General features: G+C 35.6%; 25 protein-coding genes. 5 read left to right on the forward strand and 20 right to left on the reverse strand.

Features of this window, described 5'->3' with window-relative positions:
* Positions 1-119 precede the first annotated feature (119 nt).
* The 4 genes from QBE53_08475 (at position 120) to QBE53_08490 (ending at position 3,946) form a co-directional block, all read left to right on the forward strand.
* Complete coding sequence (locus QBE53_08475; GenBank protein WZL83131.1) at positions 120-458, forward strand: LysM peptidoglycan-binding domain-containing protein; 339 nt, start codon at positions 120-122, stop codon at positions 456-458.
* A gap of 177 nt (positions 459-635) precedes the next feature.
* On the forward strand, positions 636-1,022 hold the full coding sequence (locus tag QBE53_08480; GenBank protein WZL83132.1) for a DUF302 domain-containing protein: 387 nt from the start codon (positions 636-638) through the stop codon (positions 1,020-1,022).
* Between the two features lie 84 nt (positions 1,023-1,106).
* Complete coding sequence (locus QBE53_08485) at positions 1,107-3,083, forward strand: copper-translocating P-type ATPase (protein ID WZL83133.1); 1,977 nt, start codon at positions 1,107-1,109, stop codon at positions 3,081-3,083.
* A gap of 218 nt (positions 3,084-3,301) precedes the next feature.
* Complete coding sequence (locus QBE53_08490) at positions 3,302-3,946, forward strand: FBP domain-containing protein (protein ID WZL83134.1); 645 nt, start codon at positions 3,302-3,304, stop codon at positions 3,944-3,946.
* Between the two features lie 128 nt (positions 3,947-4,074).
* Here QBE53_08490 and QBE53_08495 read toward each other — a convergent pair whose 3' ends face one another.
* The 19 genes from QBE53_08495 to QBE53_08585 all read right to left on the reverse strand — a co-directional run bounded on the left by QBE53_08495 (position 4,075) and on the right by QBE53_08585 (position 21,412).
* Positions 4,075-5,160 carry a tyrosine-type recombinase/integrase gene (locus tag QBE53_08495; GenBank protein WZL83135.1) on the reverse strand — a complete coding sequence of 362 codons (1,086 nt, stop codon included), beginning with the start codon at positions 5,158-5,160 and terminating at the stop codon, positions 4,075-4,077.
* A gap of 100 nt (positions 5,161-5,260) precedes the next feature.
* Positions 5,261-6,244 carry a LacI family DNA-binding transcriptional regulator gene (locus QBE53_08500; protein ID WZL83136.1) on the reverse strand — a complete coding sequence of 328 codons (984 nt, stop codon included), beginning with the start codon at positions 6,242-6,244 and terminating at the stop codon, positions 5,261-5,263.
* A gap of 39 nt (positions 6,245-6,283) precedes the next feature.
* The gene (locus QBE53_08505; protein ID WZL83137.1) at positions 6,284-6,907 is read right to left on the reverse strand and encodes a dihydroxyacetone kinase subunit L; all 624 of its coding nucleotides are present in this window, start codon (positions 6,905-6,907) and stop codon (positions 6,284-6,286) included.
* A gap of 12 nt (positions 6,908-6,919) precedes the next feature.
* Complete coding sequence (locus tag QBE53_08510) at positions 6,920-7,930, reverse strand: dihydroxyacetone kinase subunit DhaK (protein ID WZL83138.1); 1,011 nt, start codon at positions 7,928-7,930, stop codon at positions 6,920-6,922.
* Positions 7,931-8,302: 372 nt separating this feature from the next.
* Positions 8,303-9,583 (reverse strand): dihydroorotase, encoded by a 1,281-nt coding sequence (locus tag QBE53_08515; GenBank protein WZL83139.1) that lies wholly within the window; start codon positions 9,581-9,583, stop codon positions 8,303-8,305.
* Positions 9,573-10,514 (reverse strand): aspartate carbamoyltransferase catalytic subunit, encoded by a 942-nt coding sequence (locus QBE53_08520; protein WZL83140.1) that lies wholly within the window; start codon positions 10,512-10,514, stop codon positions 9,573-9,575. The genes QBE53_08515 and QBE53_08520 overlap by 11 nt, the downstream gene beginning before the upstream one ends.
* A 17-nt stretch (positions 10,515-10,531) precedes the next feature.
* On the reverse strand, positions 10,532-11,476 hold the full coding sequence (locus QBE53_08525; GenBank protein WZL83141.1) for a hypothetical protein: 945 nt from the start codon (positions 11,474-11,476) through the stop codon (positions 10,532-10,534).
* 165 nt (positions 11,477-11,641) lie between these two features.
* Positions 11,642-12,928: a uracil-xanthine permease family protein gene (locus QBE53_08530; GenBank protein WZL83142.1), complete on the reverse strand. Its 1,287-nt coding sequence runs from the start codon at positions 12,926-12,928 to the stop codon at positions 11,642-11,644.
* A gap of 44 nt (positions 12,929-12,972) precedes the next feature.
* A complete protein-coding gene (gene pyrR / locus QBE53_08535) occupies positions 12,973-13,491 on the reverse strand; it encodes a bifunctional pyr operon transcriptional regulator/uracil phosphoribosyltransferase PyrR (protein ID WZL83143.1) in 519 nt (172 codons plus the stop codon).
* Between the two features lie 138 nt (positions 13,492-13,629).
* The gene (locus QBE53_08540; protein ID WZL83144.1) at positions 13,630-14,541 is read right to left on the reverse strand and encodes an RluA family pseudouridine synthase; all 912 of its coding nucleotides are present in this window, start codon (positions 14,539-14,541) and stop codon (positions 13,630-13,632) included.
* Between the two features lies 1 nt (position 14,542).
* Positions 14,543-15,007, reverse strand: coding sequence for a signal peptidase II (lspA, locus tag QBE53_08545; protein ID WZL83145.1), 465 nt, complete (start codon positions 15,005-15,007; stop codon positions 14,543-14,545).
* Between the two features lie 10 nt (positions 15,008-15,017).
* Positions 15,018-16,115 carry a 3-dehydroquinate synthase gene (gene aroB / locus QBE53_08550; GenBank protein ID WZL83146.1) on the reverse strand — a complete coding sequence of 366 codons (1,098 nt, stop codon included), beginning with the start codon at positions 16,113-16,115 and terminating at the stop codon, positions 15,018-15,020.
* Positions 16,078-16,677, reverse strand: a complete 600-nt coding sequence (locus tag QBE53_08555) for a DivIVA domain-containing protein (GenBank protein WZL83147.1) — start codon at positions 16,675-16,677, stop codon at positions 16,078-16,080. The genes aroB and QBE53_08555 overlap by 38 nt, the downstream gene beginning before the upstream one ends.
* Positions 16,678-16,687: 10 nt before the next feature.
* Positions 16,688-17,455: a YlmH/Sll1252 family protein gene (locus tag QBE53_08560; GenBank protein WZL83148.1), complete on the reverse strand. Its 768-nt coding sequence runs from the start codon at positions 17,453-17,455 to the stop codon at positions 16,688-16,690.
* Entirely contained in the window at positions 17,452-17,733 is a 282-nt protein-coding gene (locus QBE53_08565; GenBank protein ID WZL83149.1) for a YggT family protein, read from the reverse strand. The genes QBE53_08560 and QBE53_08565 overlap by 4 nt, the downstream gene beginning before the upstream one ends.
* A gap of 45 nt (positions 17,734-17,778) precedes the next feature.
* Positions 17,779-18,255: a cell division protein SepF gene (gene sepF / locus QBE53_08570; GenBank protein ID WZL83150.1), complete on the reverse strand. Its 477-nt coding sequence runs from the start codon at positions 18,253-18,255 to the stop codon at positions 17,779-17,781.
* 25 nt (positions 18,256-18,280) lie between these two features.
* On the reverse strand, positions 18,281-18,985 hold the full coding sequence (locus tag QBE53_08575; GenBank protein WZL83151.1) for a YggS family pyridoxal phosphate-dependent enzyme: 705 nt from the start codon (positions 18,983-18,985) through the stop codon (positions 18,281-18,283).
* Positions 18,986-18,999: 14 nt separating this feature from the next.
* Positions 19,000-20,487: an HlyD family efflux transporter periplasmic adaptor subunit gene (locus QBE53_08580; GenBank protein WZL83152.1), complete on the reverse strand. Its 1,488-nt coding sequence runs from the start codon at positions 20,485-20,487 to the stop codon at positions 19,000-19,002.
* Entirely contained in the window at positions 20,468-21,412 is a 945-nt protein-coding gene (locus tag QBE53_08585) for a TIGR01212 family radical SAM protein (protein ID WZL83153.1), read from the reverse strand. Before QBE53_08585 ends, QBE53_08580 begins: the two co-directional genes overlap by 20 nt.
* Before the next feature lie 201 nt (positions 21,413-21,613).
* Between QBE53_08585 and QBE53_08590 the strand changes: the two genes are divergently transcribed.
* The gene (locus QBE53_08590; GenBank protein ID WZL83154.1) at positions 21,614-22,030 is read left to right on the forward strand and encodes a twitching motility protein PilT; all 417 of its coding nucleotides are present in this window, start codon (positions 21,614-21,616) and stop codon (positions 22,028-22,030) included.
* Between the two features lie 81 nt (positions 22,031-22,111).
* Here the strand turns inward: QBE53_08590 and mgsA are convergent, their stop codons facing one another.
* The gene (mgsA, locus tag QBE53_08595; GenBank protein ID WZL83155.1) at positions 22,112-22,507 is read right to left on the reverse strand and encodes a methylglyoxal synthase; all 396 of its coding nucleotides are present in this window, start codon (positions 22,505-22,507) and stop codon (positions 22,112-22,114) included.
* Positions 22,508-22,510: the final 3 nt, after the last annotated feature.

The raw sequence follows: 22,510 nt of genomic DNA on the forward strand, positions 1-22,510 counted from the left end.
AGTATAGCATATTTTCACAATGGCATCAAACGTTTGTTCGTTTTTTTGATAAAATCTATTGACAACAAACAGGTGTTCGTATATAATTAAAACACAAACAAACGTTCGAGGTGATTGATATGAATAGACGAATAGCCAAAAAACGACAGAGAATACAACTAACAGTGATCCTTAGCATAATACTACTGAGTCTCCTTATCCTAATGCTTATGCGCTTATTTAGCAACACAATCCTTGCAGCACCGGATATCGAGCAGACATATATAAGTGTTCAGATTCAAAAGAATGATACATTGTGGGGATTGGCAACAACCTATAATTGCTTGGAGTATTATACGCATGAAGAATATATAGAACAAGTCATTAAGATTAATGATTTGAAAACAGAAACATTATATACAGGTTCGCGTTTAACCTTGCCTGTGACTCCAAGTTATACTGCAATGAAGTCTGACTAAGATGTATGGACTATTAAGACGGATTAAGAAAGCATTTTAGACGCGTGAAGGCGTTTAAAGTGCTTTTATGCTTATATATAGGAAAATTTGCGCAAGAATAGAATTAGTGTTATGATAAAAAAGACCAAGAAAATGAACAAAAACTATAAATCCCAAACAAGATTTAGGAGGTATATCATGGATATAATTTATGAAAAAGATACAGATAAATCTTTAGATGATGCACTAAAGGCATTAAAAGCCAGCTTAAAAGATCAAGGGTTTGGCGTCCTATGGGAATTAAATTTTAAAGATAAGTTACAGGAAAAAGGGCTGGATTTTGAAGATCCCTTTGTTGTGCTCGAAGTATGTAACCCTAAAAAAGCAAAAGAAGTGTTAGAGAAAAATATACATGTTGGATATGTATTGCCTTGTAAAATGGTCGTTCGACGCGATAAAAACACCACATATATTGGTATGTTGCGGCCTGAGCGCTTAATGGCTCTATTTGATGAAGAGACATTAACATCTGTTGCACAAAATGTTGAAGCTTCATTAATGAAAGCCATTGAAGCGTCTATTTAACCCCAAACCGCCTTAAAGATCTTAAGGCGGTTTTTGTCATTTTACGAAGGATGTGCGAATAGACTGTAAAAAAGGAGGAGAAATATGAACCAACACAGCCATGAGAACCAAGATAACCATCATAATCATCATCAGATGATGATTAATGATTTCAAAAAACGTTTTTACATATCTCTTATTGTCACAGTTCCGGTATTAATTTTATCGCCGATGATTCAGGAATGGACAAATATAACACTAGATTTTAAGGGAAGTCAATACCTATTGCTGGGACTTGCGACCTTTATATATTTTTATGGTGGATGGCCATTTTTAAAAGGCTTGTTTAGTGAACTCAAAGAGAAGAATCCTGGTATGATGACATTAATAGCCATGGCTATTTCAGTTGCCTATTTTTATAGTAGCGCAACAACGTTGGGACTTGATGGAAAGGATTTTTTCTGGGAACTAGCAACGCTTATTGATATTATGCTTCTTGGACACTGGATAGAGATGAAATCAGTTTTAAGTGCTTCAAAAGCACTAGATAAACTTGCAGAATTAATGCCGGATACGGCACATCGGATGGATAATGGAAATATTACAGATGTTAAAGTCAATACACTAAAACCGGATGACAAAATTCTTGTCAAGCCAGGAGAAAAAGTTCCCGCTGATGGTATTATTGCAAAGGGAACAAGTTATATAAACGAATCTATGTTAACAGGAGAATCAAAACCTATTGAAAAAAACAAAGGGGACAAAGTCATCGGAGGTTCATTAAATGGAGATGGTGCATTAGAGGTTGATGTCCAAGGTACAGGGGATGACTCCTATCTATCCAAAGTAATTGCTATGGTGACAAGTGCCCAAAAATCAAAGTCCAGAACACAAAACTTGGCGGATAAAGCAGCTTTTTGGTTAACAATCGTTGCACTTACTATTGGATTTGTAACGCTAATTATTTGGTATATGCTAACCAAGGATTTTACATATGCCATCGCTCGAATGGCCACCGTTATGGTCATTACCTGTCCCCATGCACTTGGGTTAGCAATGCCGCTAGTTGTAGCTAGTTCCACAGCGCAAGCAGCTGAAAGCGGACTTTTGATTCGTAATCGAACACAATTTGAGAATGCCCGTAAGATTGATACTGTAGTTTTTGATAAAACGGGTACATTGACCTATGGTGACTTTAAAGTAAACTTTATTGAAGTATTTGATGAAAACTATTCAAAAGAGCGGGTTATTACTTTGGCTGCAACACTGGAACATCATTCTGAGCATCCTATTGCGAAAGGAATTATCGAAAAATTTAATGCGATGGAATTGACCTACCTAGAAAGTCAAGATTTTCAAGCGATTAAAGGCAAAGGTATTGAAGGTACTATTGAAGGTCATCAAGTGATGGTGGTTAGTCCTGGGTACTTGGAAGAGAATAATCTGACTCTTCCAAAAGAGCTTCCTGATCAAGGCGTATCTACAAATGTTTTTTTGCTAGTCGATGAGAATATAATTGCGGCGCTTGGGTTGGCAGATGGGATACGAGAAGAATCTTATGCAGCGATTAAGCGGCTAAAAGGTGAAGGTATAAAGACATGGATGTTGACTGGAGATAACGACGCAACTGCAAAAAAAGTTTCTGAAGAATTAGGACTTGATGGATATTTTGCCCAGGTCCTTCCCGAACAAAAACAAGAGAAGATTAAAGAGCTTCAGGCACAGGGACGCTTTATAGCTATGACAGGTGACGGGGTTAATGATGCACCGGCGCTGGCGCAAGCGGATGTTGGCATTGCCATTGGTTCCGGAACAGATGTGGCTGCAGAAACAGCAGATATTATTTTGGTAAATTCCAATCCCGAAGATGTAGCTATATTAATTGACTTTGGACAGGCGACTTATCGCAAAATGATACAAAACCTTATTTGGGCGACGGGATATAATATTGTGGCTATTCCTTTGGCCGCAGGAGTATTATCAAGTGTTGGGATTGTTATTTCGCCTGCGATTGGTGCAGTCTTTATGTCTTTAAGTACTGTCATTGTGGCGATTAATGCAAAATTATTGAAGTTAAAATAATATATTTGTGCTATACTATATCTAATATAATATAAGGAGGTATCCAAGGATGAATAATGATATATTCCTATTTATGGGAACCGGCTCCTTAAGGCTACAGTAAAACAGTTGAACGTACTTTGTACGGAGCCTAAGCACATTAAATTTATACGTTAACTGTCTGTATTCTTTGAGCCTGAGCCCAAGCAAATAGAATAATACATAAAAAGGAGTACAGAATGAAAGCTTTTATAAAAAAAGAACAATATAATGCAATTAATAAACATATGAAGGAACTTGCTTCGGTTTTAAAGTTTTGTCCAGATACACAGGTTGTTGAGTCCAACAAACTTCATTGCGAACTTCAGATTTTTAATTTGTTTGAAGACTTGGATGATCAACAGATGAAACAATTGGAGTTAATATCGATAGATAGTGTTAAAAAAATCGAAAACTATTTAGCAAATCTCGATGAATATGTCTATGGTATGGATGGAACCACACCGATGCAGCTTAAGAAGTTATTTAAAAAGGAAAAACATCTTAAGTTGCCTTCAGATGAGATATTAACGACTCGAAAGGTATATCTGGGATGGCAAGATACTTCGAATAAAAAATTATATATGGCTTATTATCATCACAATACACTATTAGGAATGGCCTGTAAGATCCAGCCAGCTAAGCCGACGGCTGCCAATATATGTAAGTTATGCAATCACGTTGGTGGAAGCAGTGAAGTAGCTTTTGTTTCACCTGTATGCAAAAGCTCAAGTGATGGTTATCGCTCCATTGGGTTTTATGCATGTCTAGATAGCCAAAAGTGCAATGAGCGTATTACATCTACAACCAATCTGGTGAACCTATTTTTAAAAGTAACAGATTAAAAAGATATAATATAATCTAAAGAACGAGCCATCAAATTGATGATGGCTCGTTTTTGTTGAGTGGTAAAATAGATGAACCGGGCTCAATAAAAACAGACCTTGCACGCGCATATAAGGCAAATCTACATTTATGATTTGTCGGAAGACTTTTCTCGGCGTAAGATAACGGATTTAGCTGCTTTTCTACGGCGTTCATCTTCAATGGCTGCATAGTGTTTTTTCGTTGTATTAACGTCTTGATGCCCCAGAACATCGGCGACAAGGTATATATCTCCGGTCTCTTGGTACAAGGCGGTACCATAGGTGGAGCGTAATTTATGGGGAGAGATATTTTTTAAGGACGTTACTAGTTTGGAATACTTTTTGACCAAATTCTGTACACTGCGAACGCTTAGGCGCCGATCTTGCAATGACAGGAATAAAGCGTCCTCATGACCGGAGTTTGGGATGATTTTTTTGCGTTCTTGAAGGTAATCTTTTAATGCGTCAGCAACTTCATCACCAAAGTAAATGATGACTTCATTACCACCTTTTCGTATAATTCGTAGACCATTTTTAGAAAAATCAATATCAGCAATATTAAGACCGACGCATTCGCTAACACGAAGACCGGTGCCTAAAAGAAGGGTAATCAACGCTAAATCTCTAGTTTTAGTCTTTTTATGATACTGTTTTTCTTTTTTGGTTAAAGCATCACCGGATTCAACAATATCTAAAAAGTCTGCAACTTCATTAGCTTCTAAACGAATGATATGCTTCTCGTGAATCTTGGGTAAGTCCACCAGAACGACCGGATTAAAGGTTATTTTTTGCTTCTTATAGTAATAGTTGTAAAAACTTCTTAAAGAGGCTAATTTGCGTAATTTAGCCCGCTCTTTATTGCTTCTTTCCGGTAAAGAGGAGTCGTTGGTGGAGGAGGACGTATCATTATAGTAGGAGAGATAGTCCAGGTAATATTCAATATGATCTGGTGTCACATCTTCAAGGCGTTTGACGGGAAAGGTCTGAATCGATATATCCTTAAATTCCTGTAACTGAGTAGTTATAAATGTAAAAAACACATTCAAATCATAAGCATATGCAATACGAGTTTTAGAACTGGTTGTATGTTCAATACCACGGAAAAATTCAAATGTAAATGGCGGTAGTTTTTGTATTAGACGTCGCAATTTAAGGGTATCATTATGTAGAGATTGTTCATGATAATTAGCCATAAGCCATTCCTTTCATATAGGTTTTCCTATAACACTTCGTTAAAGTTGTGTTTCGCGCATAGTTAAGTTTAACATGATACGATAGTACTGTCAAGCTCTTCTATGCATTGACTGTACTATCTCTCTTTACAAGTGTTCCAGATACATATGTTTTTATATTCCGATAATCTTTATTCTGAATGGTTTTTTGTAACAGATCCATGGCAAGTTCGCCAATGAGTTTTTTATTGATGTTCATTGTAGTTAATGTTGGCGACGCAATCGCTGCATATGGTATGTCATCAAATCCAATAATGCTTACATCTTGAGGAATTTTATAACCATATTCGACTAAGGCTTTAATGGCTCCTAAGGCAATTGTATCATTATCTGCAAATACACAATCGGCGTCTAAGCTCTTTTGGTCAAGATATTGTTTCATATGCTCATAAGCGCCTAATAATGTGGGTGCAATATCATATTCCATGGTCATATCCAGACCCAAATTACTTACAGCCTCATAAAAGGCTTTTTTACGTTCGTTAAAATTATGACATGGATAATTGCTTCTAAAATAAGCGATACGTTTGCCGCCAAGGCTTTTTAAGTAGCTAATAGCATGAAAAACAGTTTCTTGATTGTTGAGAGTCACTGCATTACAGTTGATGTTAGGGATTTCATTATCGATAACCACATAAGGTGTTTTTAGTGTTTCTAGAGATGTATACCCTTTTGTGTCAAGTTCTGTGCCTAGAATGATAATACCTTCATAATCTTCAAACGGGATGGATTCAAATGTAGTATTAAGATTATTGGAATTTAACACATTCAAATTATAGTTCTTGTTTCGGCACTCTTGTTCAATAGAATCCATAATTACGGAGACAAACCCGGCATTTTCTTCAACAATAAAGCCGGTAGTACAATATTTGATAAAGAGAATATTATTTTTTTCCACCGGCTTATTGACTTGATAACCATATTGTTCAAGTAGTTGTGTTACCGATGCCCTTGTGGCTTCCCCTACACCTTTTTTGTTATTTAAAACGATGGATACAGCTGCTTGAGAGACCCCTGCTATTTTTGCAATTTCTTTTAATGTCATCGATAACACCTCTTCTTTATTATTATATTTAGGATTAGATTAAATTGATTTGGTCAATGCTTGCATCATTAAAGCGGCTACATAGGCGCCGGGATCTTTTAATCGCCTGGATGCCTCACCACGAGTTGCAGCGCGTCCATGTACCGCAACCATGGTTGCGGTGTTTTCATATCCATCTTTTGCCGCTTGATATGCCGTATTGGCTACAATTACTAGGTTGTCTGAAGTTATGGGTTCGGCTTCTTTTAATACTTGTATGGCTGGATATAGACCATCTAAGAAGGTTTTTTCACCTATTTTTGCCTTTCCTCTATTAGCGACTCCATCAAAAAAGCTCTCAAAAAATAAAGTCCACTGGGAAGGTTCAAAATTTTCATACCCTTTAAAAGCTTTTCCAACCTGCATAAATCCTGAAGCCATTAGAGTTCCCATGGTTGAAGGAACTTTTACGGACATAGCTTTACCGGCACCATAGATGAGTTTGCCGATATCCTGGGTATCAGTGCTGGCAACAAACCGATTGGCTTCTTTAAATCCATCACCCATGGTTAGTCCTAAGTCCCCATCACCAACAACGCTGTCAAGCTCAATTAAATAGTCACGATTTGCATTCATAATAAGATCAAGTTGCTCAAAATATCGTAGAATCATATCTTTATTCATGACGGCTCTCCTTTACTTTTGTATGAAAAATGGTGTCTCAGCTTCTGCAAAGAGTAATGGCTTAAGTTCATCGTCTAATTTGAATAAAGAAATTGAAAATCCGGCCATTTCAAGGGAGGTTGCATATTCTCCAATATAATATTTGGCAACTTTGATGCCCTTATCAGCTAAAACCTTGTCAATTCGTCGTGTAACAATATATTGTTCATCAAGCGGTGTGGCGCCAAGTCCGTTAACAAGAACTGCTACTTCATCGCCGGACACATAAGGAATATCTTGTATAATTTGTTCCAGCATTTCATCAACAATTTGATCAGCAGGTTCAATCTTTCCACGGCGAATACCTGTCTCTCCGTGTATTCCCATACCGATTTCCATTTCATCGTCTTCAATAGAAAAACCAGCTTTACCAACACGCGGTACAATACATGGGGTTAACGCAACACCCATAGTTCGCACGTTTTGAGATGCTTTTAGAGCAATACGCTTAACTTCGTCAAGACTCAACATTTGATCTGCTGCGGCTCCGGCACATTTGTATACGAAAAAGATACCGGCAACACCTCGACGTGTGTTTTTTTCTCCCTCTTTTGATGGTCCGGCTGAGGCGACGTCCTCACCACAGACAACAGATTCAACACGTATATCATCTTCAAAATCAGCCATTTCGCCAGCCATATCAAAGTTAAAGATATCGCCGTTATAATTTCCATAGATATATAATACGCCAGCACCAGAGTCTATATATTTCGTAATTGCATGCATTTGCTCAGCACTAGGTGACTGAAAGACATCCCCGACAGAACATCCGTCCAACATTCCTTTTCCGACATAGCCTAAAAATAAAGGTAGGTGTCCGGAACCGCCACCTGTGGCAATACCTACCTTCCCCTCTTTCTTATTCGAAGTCACAAGACAACAAAGATCATCGTTAGTATAGGTAATTAAATCAGGGTGAGCAATATAAAGTCCTTCAAGCATTTCGTGTACATAATTACTAGGTTGATTAATTATTTTTTTCATTGAAGTATCTCCTTAGCTTTTGATTGAATTTAGCTCTTTGGAGTCAATGCATTCGAAAATATTATACCATGTTTTGACTGGATAGAGCTATTAATTATAAAAAGTAACGATTACAATTTGTGAAGCCGAATAGATTCACCTCCTGTTTAGTAGAATATAAGTTATATTTAGCATATATTTATCATATCATTAGTAATAAAAAATGTCAAAATAAACTTTTTCACTGAAATCTAGGGTTCTATTTATAAATTCAAAAAGATAATATATAATTCAACCAAATAAGCTTACTAAATAATACTAATAATAACTAAATTCCAATAAAAAACCCAAAGTCTCTGTATTTAAAAAGACTTTGGGTAATGTATATTACTTTTATCCATCGGTTCGATATAATTTTCCGTTAACCAAGGTATATTTGACTCTCCCTTTAATAACCAGACCATCATAGGGAGAATATCTAGCTTTTGACTTAAACTTTGAAGCATCAATATAATAATCTTCATTAGGATTAAAAATAGTTAAATCAGCGGTAGAACCTACTTGTATGGTTCCTTTATTTAAGGTAAGGATTTGTGCCGGTTTGTGTGACATTTTATCAATCAATTGTTCCATGTTTAGATGACCTTGCTCAACTAAGTATGTGTAAGATAATGAAAAAGCTGTTTCTAGACTTGATATCCCAAACGAAGCCAATGTATATTCCACTTCTTTTGAGTCAATCGTATCTGGACAGTGATCCGAGCTAATGGTATCAATAATACCGTCGCGTAAGCCCTTAATAATAGCTTCGACATCAGCTGCAGTTCGAAGTGGCGGGTTGACTTTGACAAGAGTATTGTAGCCCATGGCAGCTTCTTCGTTTAGTGTAAAATATTGTGGTGACGTCTCACACGTTAATTTAAATCCTTGTTTTTTAAATTGGCGTATCATTTCTACAGACTGTGCAGTGGAAACATGTGTGATATGTAATTTTGTACCAAACTCATTGGCAAGTAAAATGTTACGCGCCAAATGGATGGTTTCTGCAGTAATCGGAGCGCCTTGGATTCCCAAATACGTTGAAATAGCACCTTCGTTGATTTCATTTCCGTTTGAAATCAATCGATTTTCGCAATGGGCAATCACAGGAATATCAAACATGCTGCAATAGTTGCATAAGTTGCGCATAAGATCTGTATCTTGTATTGCATGGTCTCCATCCGATACAGCGGCTATACCAGCTAACTGCATTTCGCCGATTTCAGACATGACCTTTCCTTCACCGTTACGTGTAAGGTTACCATAGGGCACGACCTGTACAGGACACTCATTTTTTGCTTTAGAGATAATATATTCAACAATAGCCTTATTATCAATTCGCGGAACTGTATTGGGATTGATGGTTAATGTTGTAAAACCACCATTTATGGCGCTTTGACCTACCGTGAGCATCGTTTCTTTATAGTCAAATCCAGGATCTTGTATGTTACAATGTAAGTCAATTAATCCAGGAACAATATAGCAATCAGTTGCATCAATGACAACAGCTTCATCATCTTCAATACCTGTGTCCATTTGAATGATTTTTTTATCCTCAATCAATATGCTTTGGTTATAAATAGTTTTATTGCTTGTAACAATAATCCCATTTTTTATCAATAACTTATCCGACAATGTTATGCCCTCCTCCTTTTTTATTGAGCAGATGAAATAGTGCCATGCGTATGGCAACACCATTGACCTGCTGTTTCGATATTAAAGAGCTTTCTCCATCGATAACCTCAGAAGATATCTCAATGCCTCGATTAATAGGACCAGGATGCATAACAATGGCATCTTCTTTTGCATAACTTAAGCGTTGAACATCAAGTTTGTACAATTTCTTGTATTCATTAATGGAAGGAATCAAACGATTATATTCATTTTTATCGCTCATACGCAGGGTCATAATGACATCAGCATCAATAATGGCATCAGCGACAGAAGTGTGTATTTCGACACCTGTAGACTCAATTCCATAGGGTAATAATGTTGGCGGTGCGACAACAGCAACTTGTGAGCCTAGCTTTTTTAGTGCCCATATGTTACTTTTTGCTACACGATTATGCATAACATCGCCGATAATAACCACCTTTAAATCTTTGAAATTTTTTTTCTGGTCTTGTATCGTCATTAAGTCAATCAAAGACTGGCTAGGATTTTCATTCATACCATCGCCTGCATTAATAATTGAAGCTTTAACGTATTTGCTCAAGTGATGTGGGCTTCCTGAAACTTCATGACGGATAACGATAAAGTCAGCGCCAATCTGATCAATATATCGTCCAATATCTTTGAGGGATTCGCCTTTTTTAAAATGTTTGTCTGTATGTAGATGAATTACCTTTGCACCAAGGTTTAAGGCAGCTAACTCATAAGAAAGCTTTGAACGGCTACTTTCTTCGTCAAATAATGTTGCAACGGTTTTACCTTTTAGGTATAGTGGCTGCGAAGCACTTTTTGATAATAATATATACTTCATTTTTTGAGCTGAGTTAATAACATAGTTTATCTCGGCTTCTGTTAATGTTTTTAAGTCTAAAAAATGTTTTTTATTAAAAGACATTTCATCCCTCTTTTCATTTATTCTGCTAAAATTATACTTTTTTCGGATTCAATAACTTCACTATAATAGTAAACCCGATTCTCCTTTTTGTAAAGTTTAAAAGGTAAGTTTGTGTTCGTTGCTAATATATGTTCAGTACCTGAACGTAAATTATATTCATACAATACGATTTTTTCTTCATCATCAAGAATCGAATAAAAGACTTTTTCGCCTACTTCATCAATATAATAATCCGTACTATTAAACGAATAAAAATCGATGCTTACCTCCTCCAGATTTGAGTAATCTACAGTATATATACCATTAAGTTCTGTCTTAGTGCTATCATTTATTGAAGCAATAATGGAACATGACTTTTCAGGCTTATCTGTATAAATATATTGATCTTCAAATAATTGAAGATACGCATTGCTATCATGCTCATTTAAGGGGAATTCTTGAATAAGGGTCGTATCATAATGGATAAATGCTAGCGCTTCATTAGTGACAACAATGGAGTATTCTGATGCCCGATTTAGATCAAAAGCAATGTTTTCAGCAGTATATAATAATCTTGGAAGTCCTCCATTTTCATAAAGATAGAGTTTTTCCAATGAGTAGGTATTTTCTACATCTTCATAATTATTCACCATAAAGACAAGTTCTTCATCTATTTCATAATAGTGCTTTGAATCGGTGTTGATTCTTAAGAGTTTATTAGACTCTGAGGCGATACGTTTACGAATTGAGATTTCAGTATCTAATTTTTGACGCAACTGCTCGATTTCGCTTAAATGTGTGCTAGTGGTATCTACATATTCATCAATTGTCGATCGTAGCTCATCGATTGTCAATTGTTTTTCAAGTAATGAAGCACGCAGTACTTCCAATTCTATATTGGTTGGATCTTCATTTGAAGATAAGCATCCTGTTAAAAAAACAAGAATAAGTAATAGTGATATAAGGACTTTTTTATTCAACACGCCTTCCCCCTTTTTTCTGCGGTGAACAATATCTCTTTGAGATAACGAGGCTTAAGTCTCGTGTTCTTTATTTAGTGTTATTCTATCAAATAAACGATAAAAAAACTACCTCATAGAGGTAGTTTTTTTATTTAAGATGCAACAAAAACAATGTTGCATAGAAAGTTATATTTCTTCTGGAAGAATCTTGTTAGCAATTACACCAACAACAGCTGCAATGGCTAAACCACTCATAGTGATGTTACCAATAGTAAGTCCTGCTGAGCCGATTCCAATACCTAGTACAAGAATCACCGCTGAAATCATAAGATTACGACTGTGTGAGAAGTCAAGGTTTGCATTAATTAGAATTCGAACACCGACAGAAGCAATCATACCAAACAAGATAATACTTACTCCACCCATAACCGGCCCCGGAATTGTACGTAATAAGGCAGCCAAATGGCCAATCATACTAAATACAATTGCAAAAACTGCAGCAATCCGTAAGATTTTGGGATCATATACTTTGGTAACAGCAAGTACGCCTGTATTTTCTGAATAGGTTGTGTTTGCAGGACCACCTATGAAACCTGCAAAGATTGTTGCAACCCCATCACCAAGCATTGTTCTATGTACACCTGGATCAACAAGAAAATTCTTTCCAACAACAGCGCCATTGGTTGTAATATCACCTATATGTTCGATGAAAACAACAAGTGCAATCGGAGCGATTGCCATAATAGACTGAACATTGAAATTAGGAGGTGTAAAAATTTTTGCTCTAAAGTATGGATCGCCCAAAGAGAAGAATTCAATATTTTGTAATGCGCTAAAATCATAAACACCAAGAATAATTGATGCAACATATCCAACGATTACAGAAATAAGGATTGGAACTAATTTGAAGAACCCTTTAAAAAAGATGGAGACAGTAATCATTGTAATAACAACAATAGATGAAATGACAATAAATTTGACATCAAGTGCACCATTGTTATAGAATGCGCTATTAATAGCAACAGGTGATAGATTTAATCCGATAACCATAATAATCGGTCCGGTAACAATTGGAGGGAATAATTTTTTTACTGCATCCACACCAATAAAACGAATAATCAATGCAATAACTGAGTAAACAATACCGGCAGCTATAATTCCACCCTTAACATTAGCCAAATTCTCCAAATAATAGGCACTGTTTTCTGGACTGGTTAATGCGACTAAATCCATTCCATCAGGATTCAGTGTAACAGCAATAGCACCGATAAATGCAAAGCTTGAGCCTAAAAATACAGGAACCTTACCTTGTGCACATAGATGAAAAAGAAGCGTACCCACACCGGCAGCTAAAAGAGCGATAGCGGGATCAAGTCCAGTCAAAAATGGAACAAGTACTGTAGAACCAAACATTGCTAAAACATGTTGTAATCCTAGAATTAATTTTTTGTTTGTTGAAATGTTACTTGTCATGATAATCCTCCTAATAATTCATTTTTTAGTTTTACTCTATTGTTTTATTGCAATACTACTCGGTCTTCGCCATCAATTTCTTCAAAATTGACGTGGACGATTTCACTGGTTGATGTTGGAACATTCTTTCCAACAAAATCAGGTCTTAAGGGTAATTCACGGTGACCTCGATCAATTAAAGCTGCAAATTGAATTTTGTTAGGGCGACCTTGATCAATAATAGCGTCAATGGCAGCACGACAAGTACGCCCGGTAAAAACAACATCATCAGCAATGATAACAGTTTTGTCTTTAACATCAATTTGATCGAGTTGATGTATTACAGGACGTTCCGATTTTTTTTGCAAATCATCGCGGTAAAATGTGATATCAATGGTTCCCATCGGTAGCTTTACCCCTTCAATCTCTTCGATACGTTCAACAATACGTGAGGCTAATGGGATACCGCGAGTTTTGACGCCAATGATAACTAAATCATGTGTACCTTTGTTTTTTTCGATAATTTCATGGGAAATTCGTGTGATTGCACGACGCATAGCTTGATTATCCATCAAAATTTTCATAAAAAAAACTCCTCTCTTAGAGAAGTATAAAGTTTGACAAAATAAACCTATAGATATGTCAATCTTTATAGTCTCTCTGTACTATATTAAAGATTTCTATAATAAGATATCATAAAAGAATTCAGTTGTAAAGATAAATTAACGTTTTCTTAAAATATCTAATACATGTTGAAAATCATCGGGAGGCTCCACAGAAAATTTCATAAATTCATGGCTCTGTGGATGAATAAATCCAAGTTCTTTTGCATGGAGCATCTGCCCTTTTTTGGCAAAACTTGCCTTTGACGGTCCATATGTTGGATCTCCGACCAAAGGATTGCCTATGCTGGTCATATGAACTCTAATTTGATGGGTACGCCCTGTTTCTAACCTAAGAGCGACATGAGTAAACTGATGATGGTCCAGGCGTTCAAGAACGGTGTAATGGGTTCTGGCTTCTTTTCCGTTCTTATAGTTTATAGCCATTTTTTTCCGATCATTAACAGAACGTCCTATCGGCGCATCAATAACTCCTTCATCTTCAAGGATATTGTTATAGACAATAGCTTCGTACAATCTATGGCTAGAATGGTCTTTAAGCTGCGCTGCGATACTTTGATGTGCACGGTCCGTTTTACAGACGACTAATAGTCCAGTAGTATCCTTATCGATACGATGTACTATCCCTGGACGGATAACGCCGTTAATCGTTGATAAGCGGTCCTTACAGTGATACATGATACCATTAACTAGGGTATTATCATAATTACCGGGTGCTGGATGAACAACTAATCCCCGTTGTTTGTTGACGACTAAAAGGTCATCATCTTCATATATAATGTCTAAAGGTATTTCTTGAGGTGATATGTCTATAGATTTTGGCTCAATATTGCCTACATGAATAATAACGCCCTCTTTTAGCTGATAATTTGGTTTTACAATTTTGCCGTCAATAGACACGAGACCCTCTTGTATTATTTTTTGGATATATGAACGGGTGTATTCTTCAAAATACTCCGATAGATACTTATCAACTCGCATCGATTTAGTTTGAGTGTATGTTATCTCCATATTATATCTCCAAATCCCTATACTTTGTTAACAATAAGATCATCAATAGTATTGCCGAACACGTCACATAGATGTCGGCAACATTAAATACAGGAAATTCAAACCAAATAAAATGTAACATATCGATAACGTATTTTAATCGAATTCGATCGATAAGGTTTCCTATAGCTCCGGCAATAATAAAAAGAGATAAAACATGCAAAGGTCTGTATTTTGAGGTCATTGGAAGCTTACGTTTAAAATACAAGATGGCAATCAAAATGACAATGACTAGGAATGTCAACAAAAGTGTGGCATCTTGAAATGATCCAAAAGCTGCTCCAGGGTTTTTAACAAAGGTTAACTCAAAGACCCCGTCAATAACTGTAATGGCATAATCTTTGCCGGCAAGATGTTGGACGGCCAATAATTTAGTGTATTGATCAATACCAACAAGAATTATAACGAAAATAATTTCAAATATCATAAAAACTCCTCTATTTAGATAATATTGTGTCCATCACTTGATCAATTGTTTGGCGATCAATCGTTTTTGTACTTAAAAAACTATCACCTAATTTATTGAGCAAAGCAAAAACAATGCGATTATGTGTTGTTTTTTTGTCGTAGAACATTTCCTGATATAAACTATCAGGATCAATACCTGAAGCGTATATGGGTAAATCATAGGCTTGAATCAGTGCAAGTCCTTTCTTGACATCATCTGAAGAAATCAAATTCAAGAGCCTAGATAATTCTAATGCCCCATGCATACCTATGGCGACGCATTCACCATGTAAATATTCAAAATCTTTAAGGCGCTCGATACTATGACCAAAGGTATGGCCAAAGTTTAGAAGTGCACGAACACCACTTTCCCTTTCGTCTTGATCTACAATAGATTTTTTTATTCCACAGGATTGATAAATCATGTCGATGAGCAAATCTTTATCAAGGTCTTTAATTTTTTGTGCATTATCAATTAAAAAATCATAGTACTTGATGTCGCTGATCAAAGCATGTTTTATAACTTCTGCCATTCCAGACATAAATTCTCGCTTTGGCAAAGTGCTTAATGTACTTACGTTTATATAAACCAGCATAGGTTGGTAAAATGCGCCAACAATATTTTTGTAACTATTAAAATCAACGCCGGTTTTTCCACCGATACTACTGTCCACTTGTGCTAGTAGAGACGTAGGAATTTGTATGAAATCGACACCACGCATATATGTTGCAGCTGCAAAACCTGCCATATCACCAGTAACACCACCACCTAAAGCAATAACAAGAGTACTTCGGTCACAATTATGCTCAATCATATTTTGATAAAAGGTTTCAATGGTTGTCAAAGTTTTTGAATGTTCACCAGGTATAAATGACGCAACAATTATCTCACGCTCAAAAGACGTCAGTGCATTCATCACATCCTTTGTATACAAAGGATTAACATGATCATCTGTAATAATCATAAAGCGGCTATACGTTTTATTTAAAGATTTGATAGCATCTGTCAGAAAATCGAATCCCGTTGTAAAGTATATCGGGTAATCTCGACTACTCGTATTGACGGTCATCATTTTCGGTGATGTCATCTTCAAATCCTCCTTCTTCTTGTTCATGCATTTGTTGATGTTCATGATTTTCTAATTCGGATTCAATTTTTTGTACATCTTCTAACGCTTGATTTGAAATAATATCATTTTGACGTATTTCCAATTCATTACGTTCAACCATTTCCATTTGAGCTTTTAAAAATTGACGAATTTGGATTTTTGAAGCATCATAAGCTTTAATTAACAATTGGCGGGATTGATCAATTTGATGAATTTCTTCTTTAGCGCCTTTGATAATTTTTTCGGCATTAATTTCAGCTTCTTTTTCAATACTTTCTGCACGGCTACGTGCAGCACTACGTGTTTCTTCAGCTGTTTTTTCTGCGAGAAGAAGAGTGTTTTGTAAAGTGTTTTCAATCGTTTTATAATATTGAATACCTTCATTGAGCATATTTATTTTATCTTTCATCTCAATATTTTCTTTATAGATTTTTTCGTAACTCGTCAAAATTTCATTCATAAATTGTTTGACTTCAGCTTTGCTATATCCACCTAATGATGAACTAAATTCTTTTGATTCAATATCTAATGGCGTTAACATATGTTACCTCCTATATATACTGTAATGTTGTTATCCATATTCTTCCTTTTTTTGATGCATTGCCAATCGTTTCTACTTTGTATTTACCTCGACCACGAACAGAGATAATATCTTTTTCATTAATGATAAAATGCCGTTTGGTCACTTCTTCTTGATTGACGCGAACCATTCCTCGAAGAATATATTGTTGACAATCTGCTCGCGATATATTGAGCATGGCTTTTAAGACATTATCCAATCGAAGTGAAGGAATTGTTGTTGAGGTGGCCTTTGTTTTTGGCCTTAATGTAGCTAAATAATCCCAGTCTTTAAATAAAGAACATGTTACCCTATGAGAACCAATAAGTATAAGATCGTCAAGAAGCATTTGGTGGATACGTTCGTGACAAGCAAAAAAAGCGCTTGAATCATTAAAAAGCATATCACCCAAAAGTCTACGATCGATTCCTTGAGCTAAAAGAGCCCCTAATAGGTCACGATGGTTAAATAGAATCTGTGCTGCATCGAGCATCTGAACTTGAATGACACATACTGGAAACAGTTCTAAGATGTTCGTATCCATATATTCAAGAAATGCCTTTGGAAAAAAGCCAAGCATTCTACGTTCATCATCTGCAAAAACGTTAGATTCAATAGCTACAATATCAGCAGTTATCGTTTTATATGTATTACGACAAAGGGATAATTGATGTAAATCTAAAAAATCCGTGAATTCTGGATACTGAAACTGTTGCGCACGAGTTATCCGATCATCAATTTGATTTAGAAACTGATTCATCGGATAAACCTTAATACATACGATTGCATCAGTTGTAGAAAAATAAATGCAATCAAAGGCGAAATATCAAGAATCATTCCACCTTTTCTTCCACCAAAAATAGAAGCATCAATTAGCTTTCGTATAGGTGCTAAAATTGGCTCTGTCAGTGTATACAATAATTCAATTAATACATTGTTTGGGTTTAATCTAAACCAAGACAGTATAACCCTTAAAAATAATATCATTTGCATGATATATAGGGCATAATATATTGCCGTTAATAATAAATTGGTCATATTGTGCCTCCTAAACTTCTGTCATTGTTATGCAAACATCAAGCCTTACTTGTCCCATCGTATGATCCCATTCGATTTTAATTCTTCTTGAAAGTCGCCCAAAATATCAACATTTTCAGGTGCAATCAAGAAAATATTATTGGTTACGCGCTGCATATTTCCATCTAATGTATAGCATGATCCGCTGACAAAATCCATAATGCGTTGGGCAATTTCATGTTCAACATTTTCAAGATTTATTATGCAGGCCTTTTTTGATTTTATGTGATCACAAATCTCTTGGGCTTCATCATAGGTTGTTGGTTGCATAACAACCACTTCCATCTGTATGCTTGCTTGTAAATTCATAACTTTTGACTTACCACCTGTATATGCTTTAAAATTACGAGGTTCTTCCTTTCTAACGGGTTGTGGGGTGCCTGTAAATGTATTAAATTCATCGTCTTCAAAATCTACATCGGTTTCATCTTCATAATCACTAAGTTTCATAATATCCATTACTTTATCAAATAGTTTTGCCATAACATCACCTTTCTATCTTTACATTTTACTTATTATAATTTCTTTCTCCGAAAAGTCCTGTACCTACACGAATATGCGTTGCGCCTTCTTCTATGGCAACTTCATAATCACCTGTCATTCCCATAGATAGAATATTCATATTAACATTATCAATGTTTTTACTTTTTATGTCAATAAGTAATTCGTTTAATTGACGGAAAAGATGGCGATTGTCTTCAGGATTTTCTACATAAGGAGCGATTGTCATGAATCCTTGAATATGAATGTGACTCATGGCTCCGATTTCACGTACAGCTTGCTCCAGATTTTCGGCTAAAAATCCTTGTTTTGAGGTTTCTTTACTAATATTAACCTGAAGAAGTATATTTACATGGCATTCTTTTTTTATTGCTTGTTCATTGAGTTGTTGAGCAAGCTTGAGTGAATCAATCGAATGAATGAGTTCACATGTTGTTAAGACATATTTGATTTTATTGCTTTGTAGATGACCAATCATATGCCACTTTACTGGGGTTGAAATTTCATTGGTCTTATCGCGAATTTCTTGAGGCTTATTTTCACCAAATTCGGTCATACCAATATCTATTGCCATCTTGACTGTCTCTACAGGTTTGGTTTTTGATACTGCAATGAGTGTAACATCTTCAGGGTTACGCCCACTACGTTGACAAGCGTTTTCAATATTGCATAAGACAGATTGATAATTTTCTTCCATTTGTTTTTTATTCATTTAAAACACATCCTTTACTTTAATGTTGTAAATTCTTCAATGCCACGGCTGTCTGCCACAATTTTATCATATAGTCCGACACTATATTTAAGTTGTGAAGTAATAATTCTAAAATCTTTATCCTCATAAATCGTTTCTACACGACGAAAATCTGTGTAACCTTTATTGACAACATATACGCCCTCAATCGTAGTCGGCGGCTCGAGTGTATAGGTTCCCATATCACTAACGGCTGCATTTTCATCGAGGACATAAAGAATTTTATCCTGCGTATTTAATGTCGTCTCAGAATCGATGCTTCGAACATAGGAGAATTCGCCATCAGAATAGTATTCTTTGATATCAATGGGGACAAGTTCTTGTTTATTGGATTGATCAGCAAAAGAGAGACTTTTTTGCAGCTGATAACTTCCTTTGTTGTATTGTATAGCGCTTTTAGGAACTTTATATACGTCTTTGGTGGTCATTGCTTCATTGGGGATTTTTAGTCCATCATATTGATTATAGATAATTTTGTAATTGATTTTACGATCTGAAAAAAACAAATTAAAGTATCGATCAAATTCATAAACAGCGAAAATCTTGTCACCGTCACGGAATGTTGAATGGACTTTTACATCAACACTTATATTTTTGGTTGGAAAAAACAAACTTACATACGAACGGTTTTCCAAATGTTTTTCACTATATGGATCAATCTCGGAGACTAAATAATATAGATAATTATCCACCACTTTATATAAGGGGTCCCCGCTCGAGATGGATTGCTTTTTGGTGATATCAACAGTAGTAACTTCCTGTGCAAAGACTTGCGGCGTCAACGTGTCTATCGTAATATCTTCAAACCCATCAATAGTATAACTGATAACACCACTTTTTGCCATTTTGTAGTACGTACCATTTTGAAGTTTTTTACTTTGACCGGCTTGGATCTTTTTTTGGATTTGATCAAAAAGGTCTTGGTCCGTGACGCGAACCGTTTGGGAAATATCATATAGCGTTGCTTCTAGATTGTCCCGGGCAATAGAAGCGTAACTAAGATCGTTCTTCTTTTTTTCCACAACATAAGAACGAATTCGATCTTTTAAAATGCTATAATCTTCATTCGTATAATCTGAGGCACGATTGAGTTGGCTTAGGTGTTCATTGACCTGTTCGTCAAGTATTCGAGCCATTTCTTCATCTTGATTGATAACACATACATATGTATTTAGGCGAACTTTATCTCCTTCAGGGACAAAATATTTTACCGGTCCATTGGTATTGCTGTAAACAATGGTTTCATCGCGTATAAATACGCCATCAAACGAACCTTCATTTAGTATTTCACCAGCTTCTGCATACACATAATGAATGGTATCTTTGGTTAATGAATGGTATACGATAAAAAGTAAATAGGCCATTAAAATTACATAAACAACAACAACAAAGTTAATATGCTTATTTGCTTTTTCTTCTCTCTTTTTCTTTTTTGCACTTGCCTTATATCGATTGTTTGCCATAACTATCCTCTTGATAATAAATTCCTTGACTTAATTTATGGGTATCTAAATAGTCCATAATTTGATTGTATATTTTCCACCAGCTTGCATCCCAATTTGAAAAAACTGCATCGTCTTTTGGAATTCTTGACACTAAACGTGCAAGTGCGATGTCAGGATTCAAATGGGTTATAAACGCTACGACACGATCAACATAATCTTCTACGCTTCCAACATGAATTTTACCTTCCAAAAACTGTTTTTCATACAGGCTGTCCTTAGCAATATATAAAGAATGTAGTTTAACCACATCGGTTTTAACTGTGTTCATGAGTTTTGCTGTATTAAGAACATCGGTCATTGTTGAATCGGGTAAATTTAAAATAAGATGGGTACATATATCAAAGCCATGAGATTTAAGTTTTATAGCGGTTTGCTCATAGTCTTGTACACTATGGCCTCGATGTGTTGCATTTAAAATACTATCATTTGCGATTTGCAGTCCTAATTCAAAGGTAATATTGATAGCGTATTGAGCCTTTATTTTTTTTAGGGCATCAATATATGCATCCGATATGGTATCGGGGCGCGTAGCAATATCAATTCCTACCAAATCACATTCAAGGGCTTGTTCTACATAAGAGATAAATGTCTCGACCGGCATGTAGGTATTGGTATAATTTTGAAAATAGCCGATAAATTTTTTGGCCTTATAGCGAGCTATCATTTTATCTCTGGCTGCATTGATTTGCTCGGCTATAGGCACCATATTGTGATGGGATTCAAATCCCGTTCCTTTTGCGCTACAAAATGAACAGCCGTGATGACCTAATGTTCCATCACGATTTGGACAGGTTGAAGGAATATTAATGGGGCATTTGTATGTTTTTGCCCCATATTTATGCGTAAGATATTCATTATATGCGTATATTTTTGTGCTTAACATGAGTTCACTTCTTTCTTAAAGACTTCTATCGGAACGTGATATCGCCTTTTTATTCTTTGATAATAGCATAATTGTCAAAAAAGTAAAATAAATAAACGAAAATATTTCGAAAAATAAAAAGGATTTGTATAATTTTCATAGAATATATATATATATCAATTGATCAACCAGCCCATTTATTTTTTTAAGGAGGAGATTATCATGATACAAGTTATTTCAGGTGATACTGGTGAGGGAAAAACAAAAGAGCTAATTGAAGCAGCCAATGCAAAGTTAAAGGAAACAAGTGGGAACATCGTTTATATTGATGCAGACAATACCCATATGTACGATTTAAAACATGAAATACGCTATATAAATATTTCAGAATTTCCAATTGACAATTATCATGAATTCTATGGTTTTATGTGTGGTATCTTATCCGAAGACAATGATATTGATTATATTTTTGTTGATGGCCTCTTGCGAATGGCGCATCTGAATAAAGTTGATAACTCAGACGAATTAATAAATAAATTAAAAACTATTACCAACAAATTTGGCGTAAAACTTGTTGCAGGTATTAACTGCAAACAAAGTACTCTACCTCATTTCCTTCAAGAATTCTCAATGGCTTAATGCTGTTTGTAAAAAAGCTGGTGTCTAGTGACACCAGCTTTTATTATGCATTGGTATGTACTTAATAAAGATACAATGTAATCACCTTAGCACATCACGCCATTCAATATCCCCACGTTCTAACGCACGTATTAATAACTCTGCAGTAGCTAGATTTGTAGCTACAGGGATATTATGGATATCACACAAACGAATGAGCGATCCCATCTCGGGTTCATGTTCTTGACGAGATACAGGATCACGTAAAAAAATCATCACATCAATTTGATTATGAGCAATTTGTGACCCAAGTTGCTGTACACCACCTAAGTGTCCGGTAAGATATTTGTGGATACTTAAATTCGTCACTTCTTCAATTAATCTTCCTGTTGTTCCCGTTGCATAAAGGTCATGCTTATGCAAAATATTCCTATATGCAATGCAAAAATTTTGCATTAATTTTTTTTTGGTATCGTGTGCTACTAGTCCGATATTCATAAG

The organism is Vallitaleaceae bacterium 9-2 (genome assembly GCA_038396585.1).
Classification (GTDB): domain Bacteria; phylum Bacillota; class Clostridia; order Lachnospirales; family Vallitaleaceae; genus UBA1351.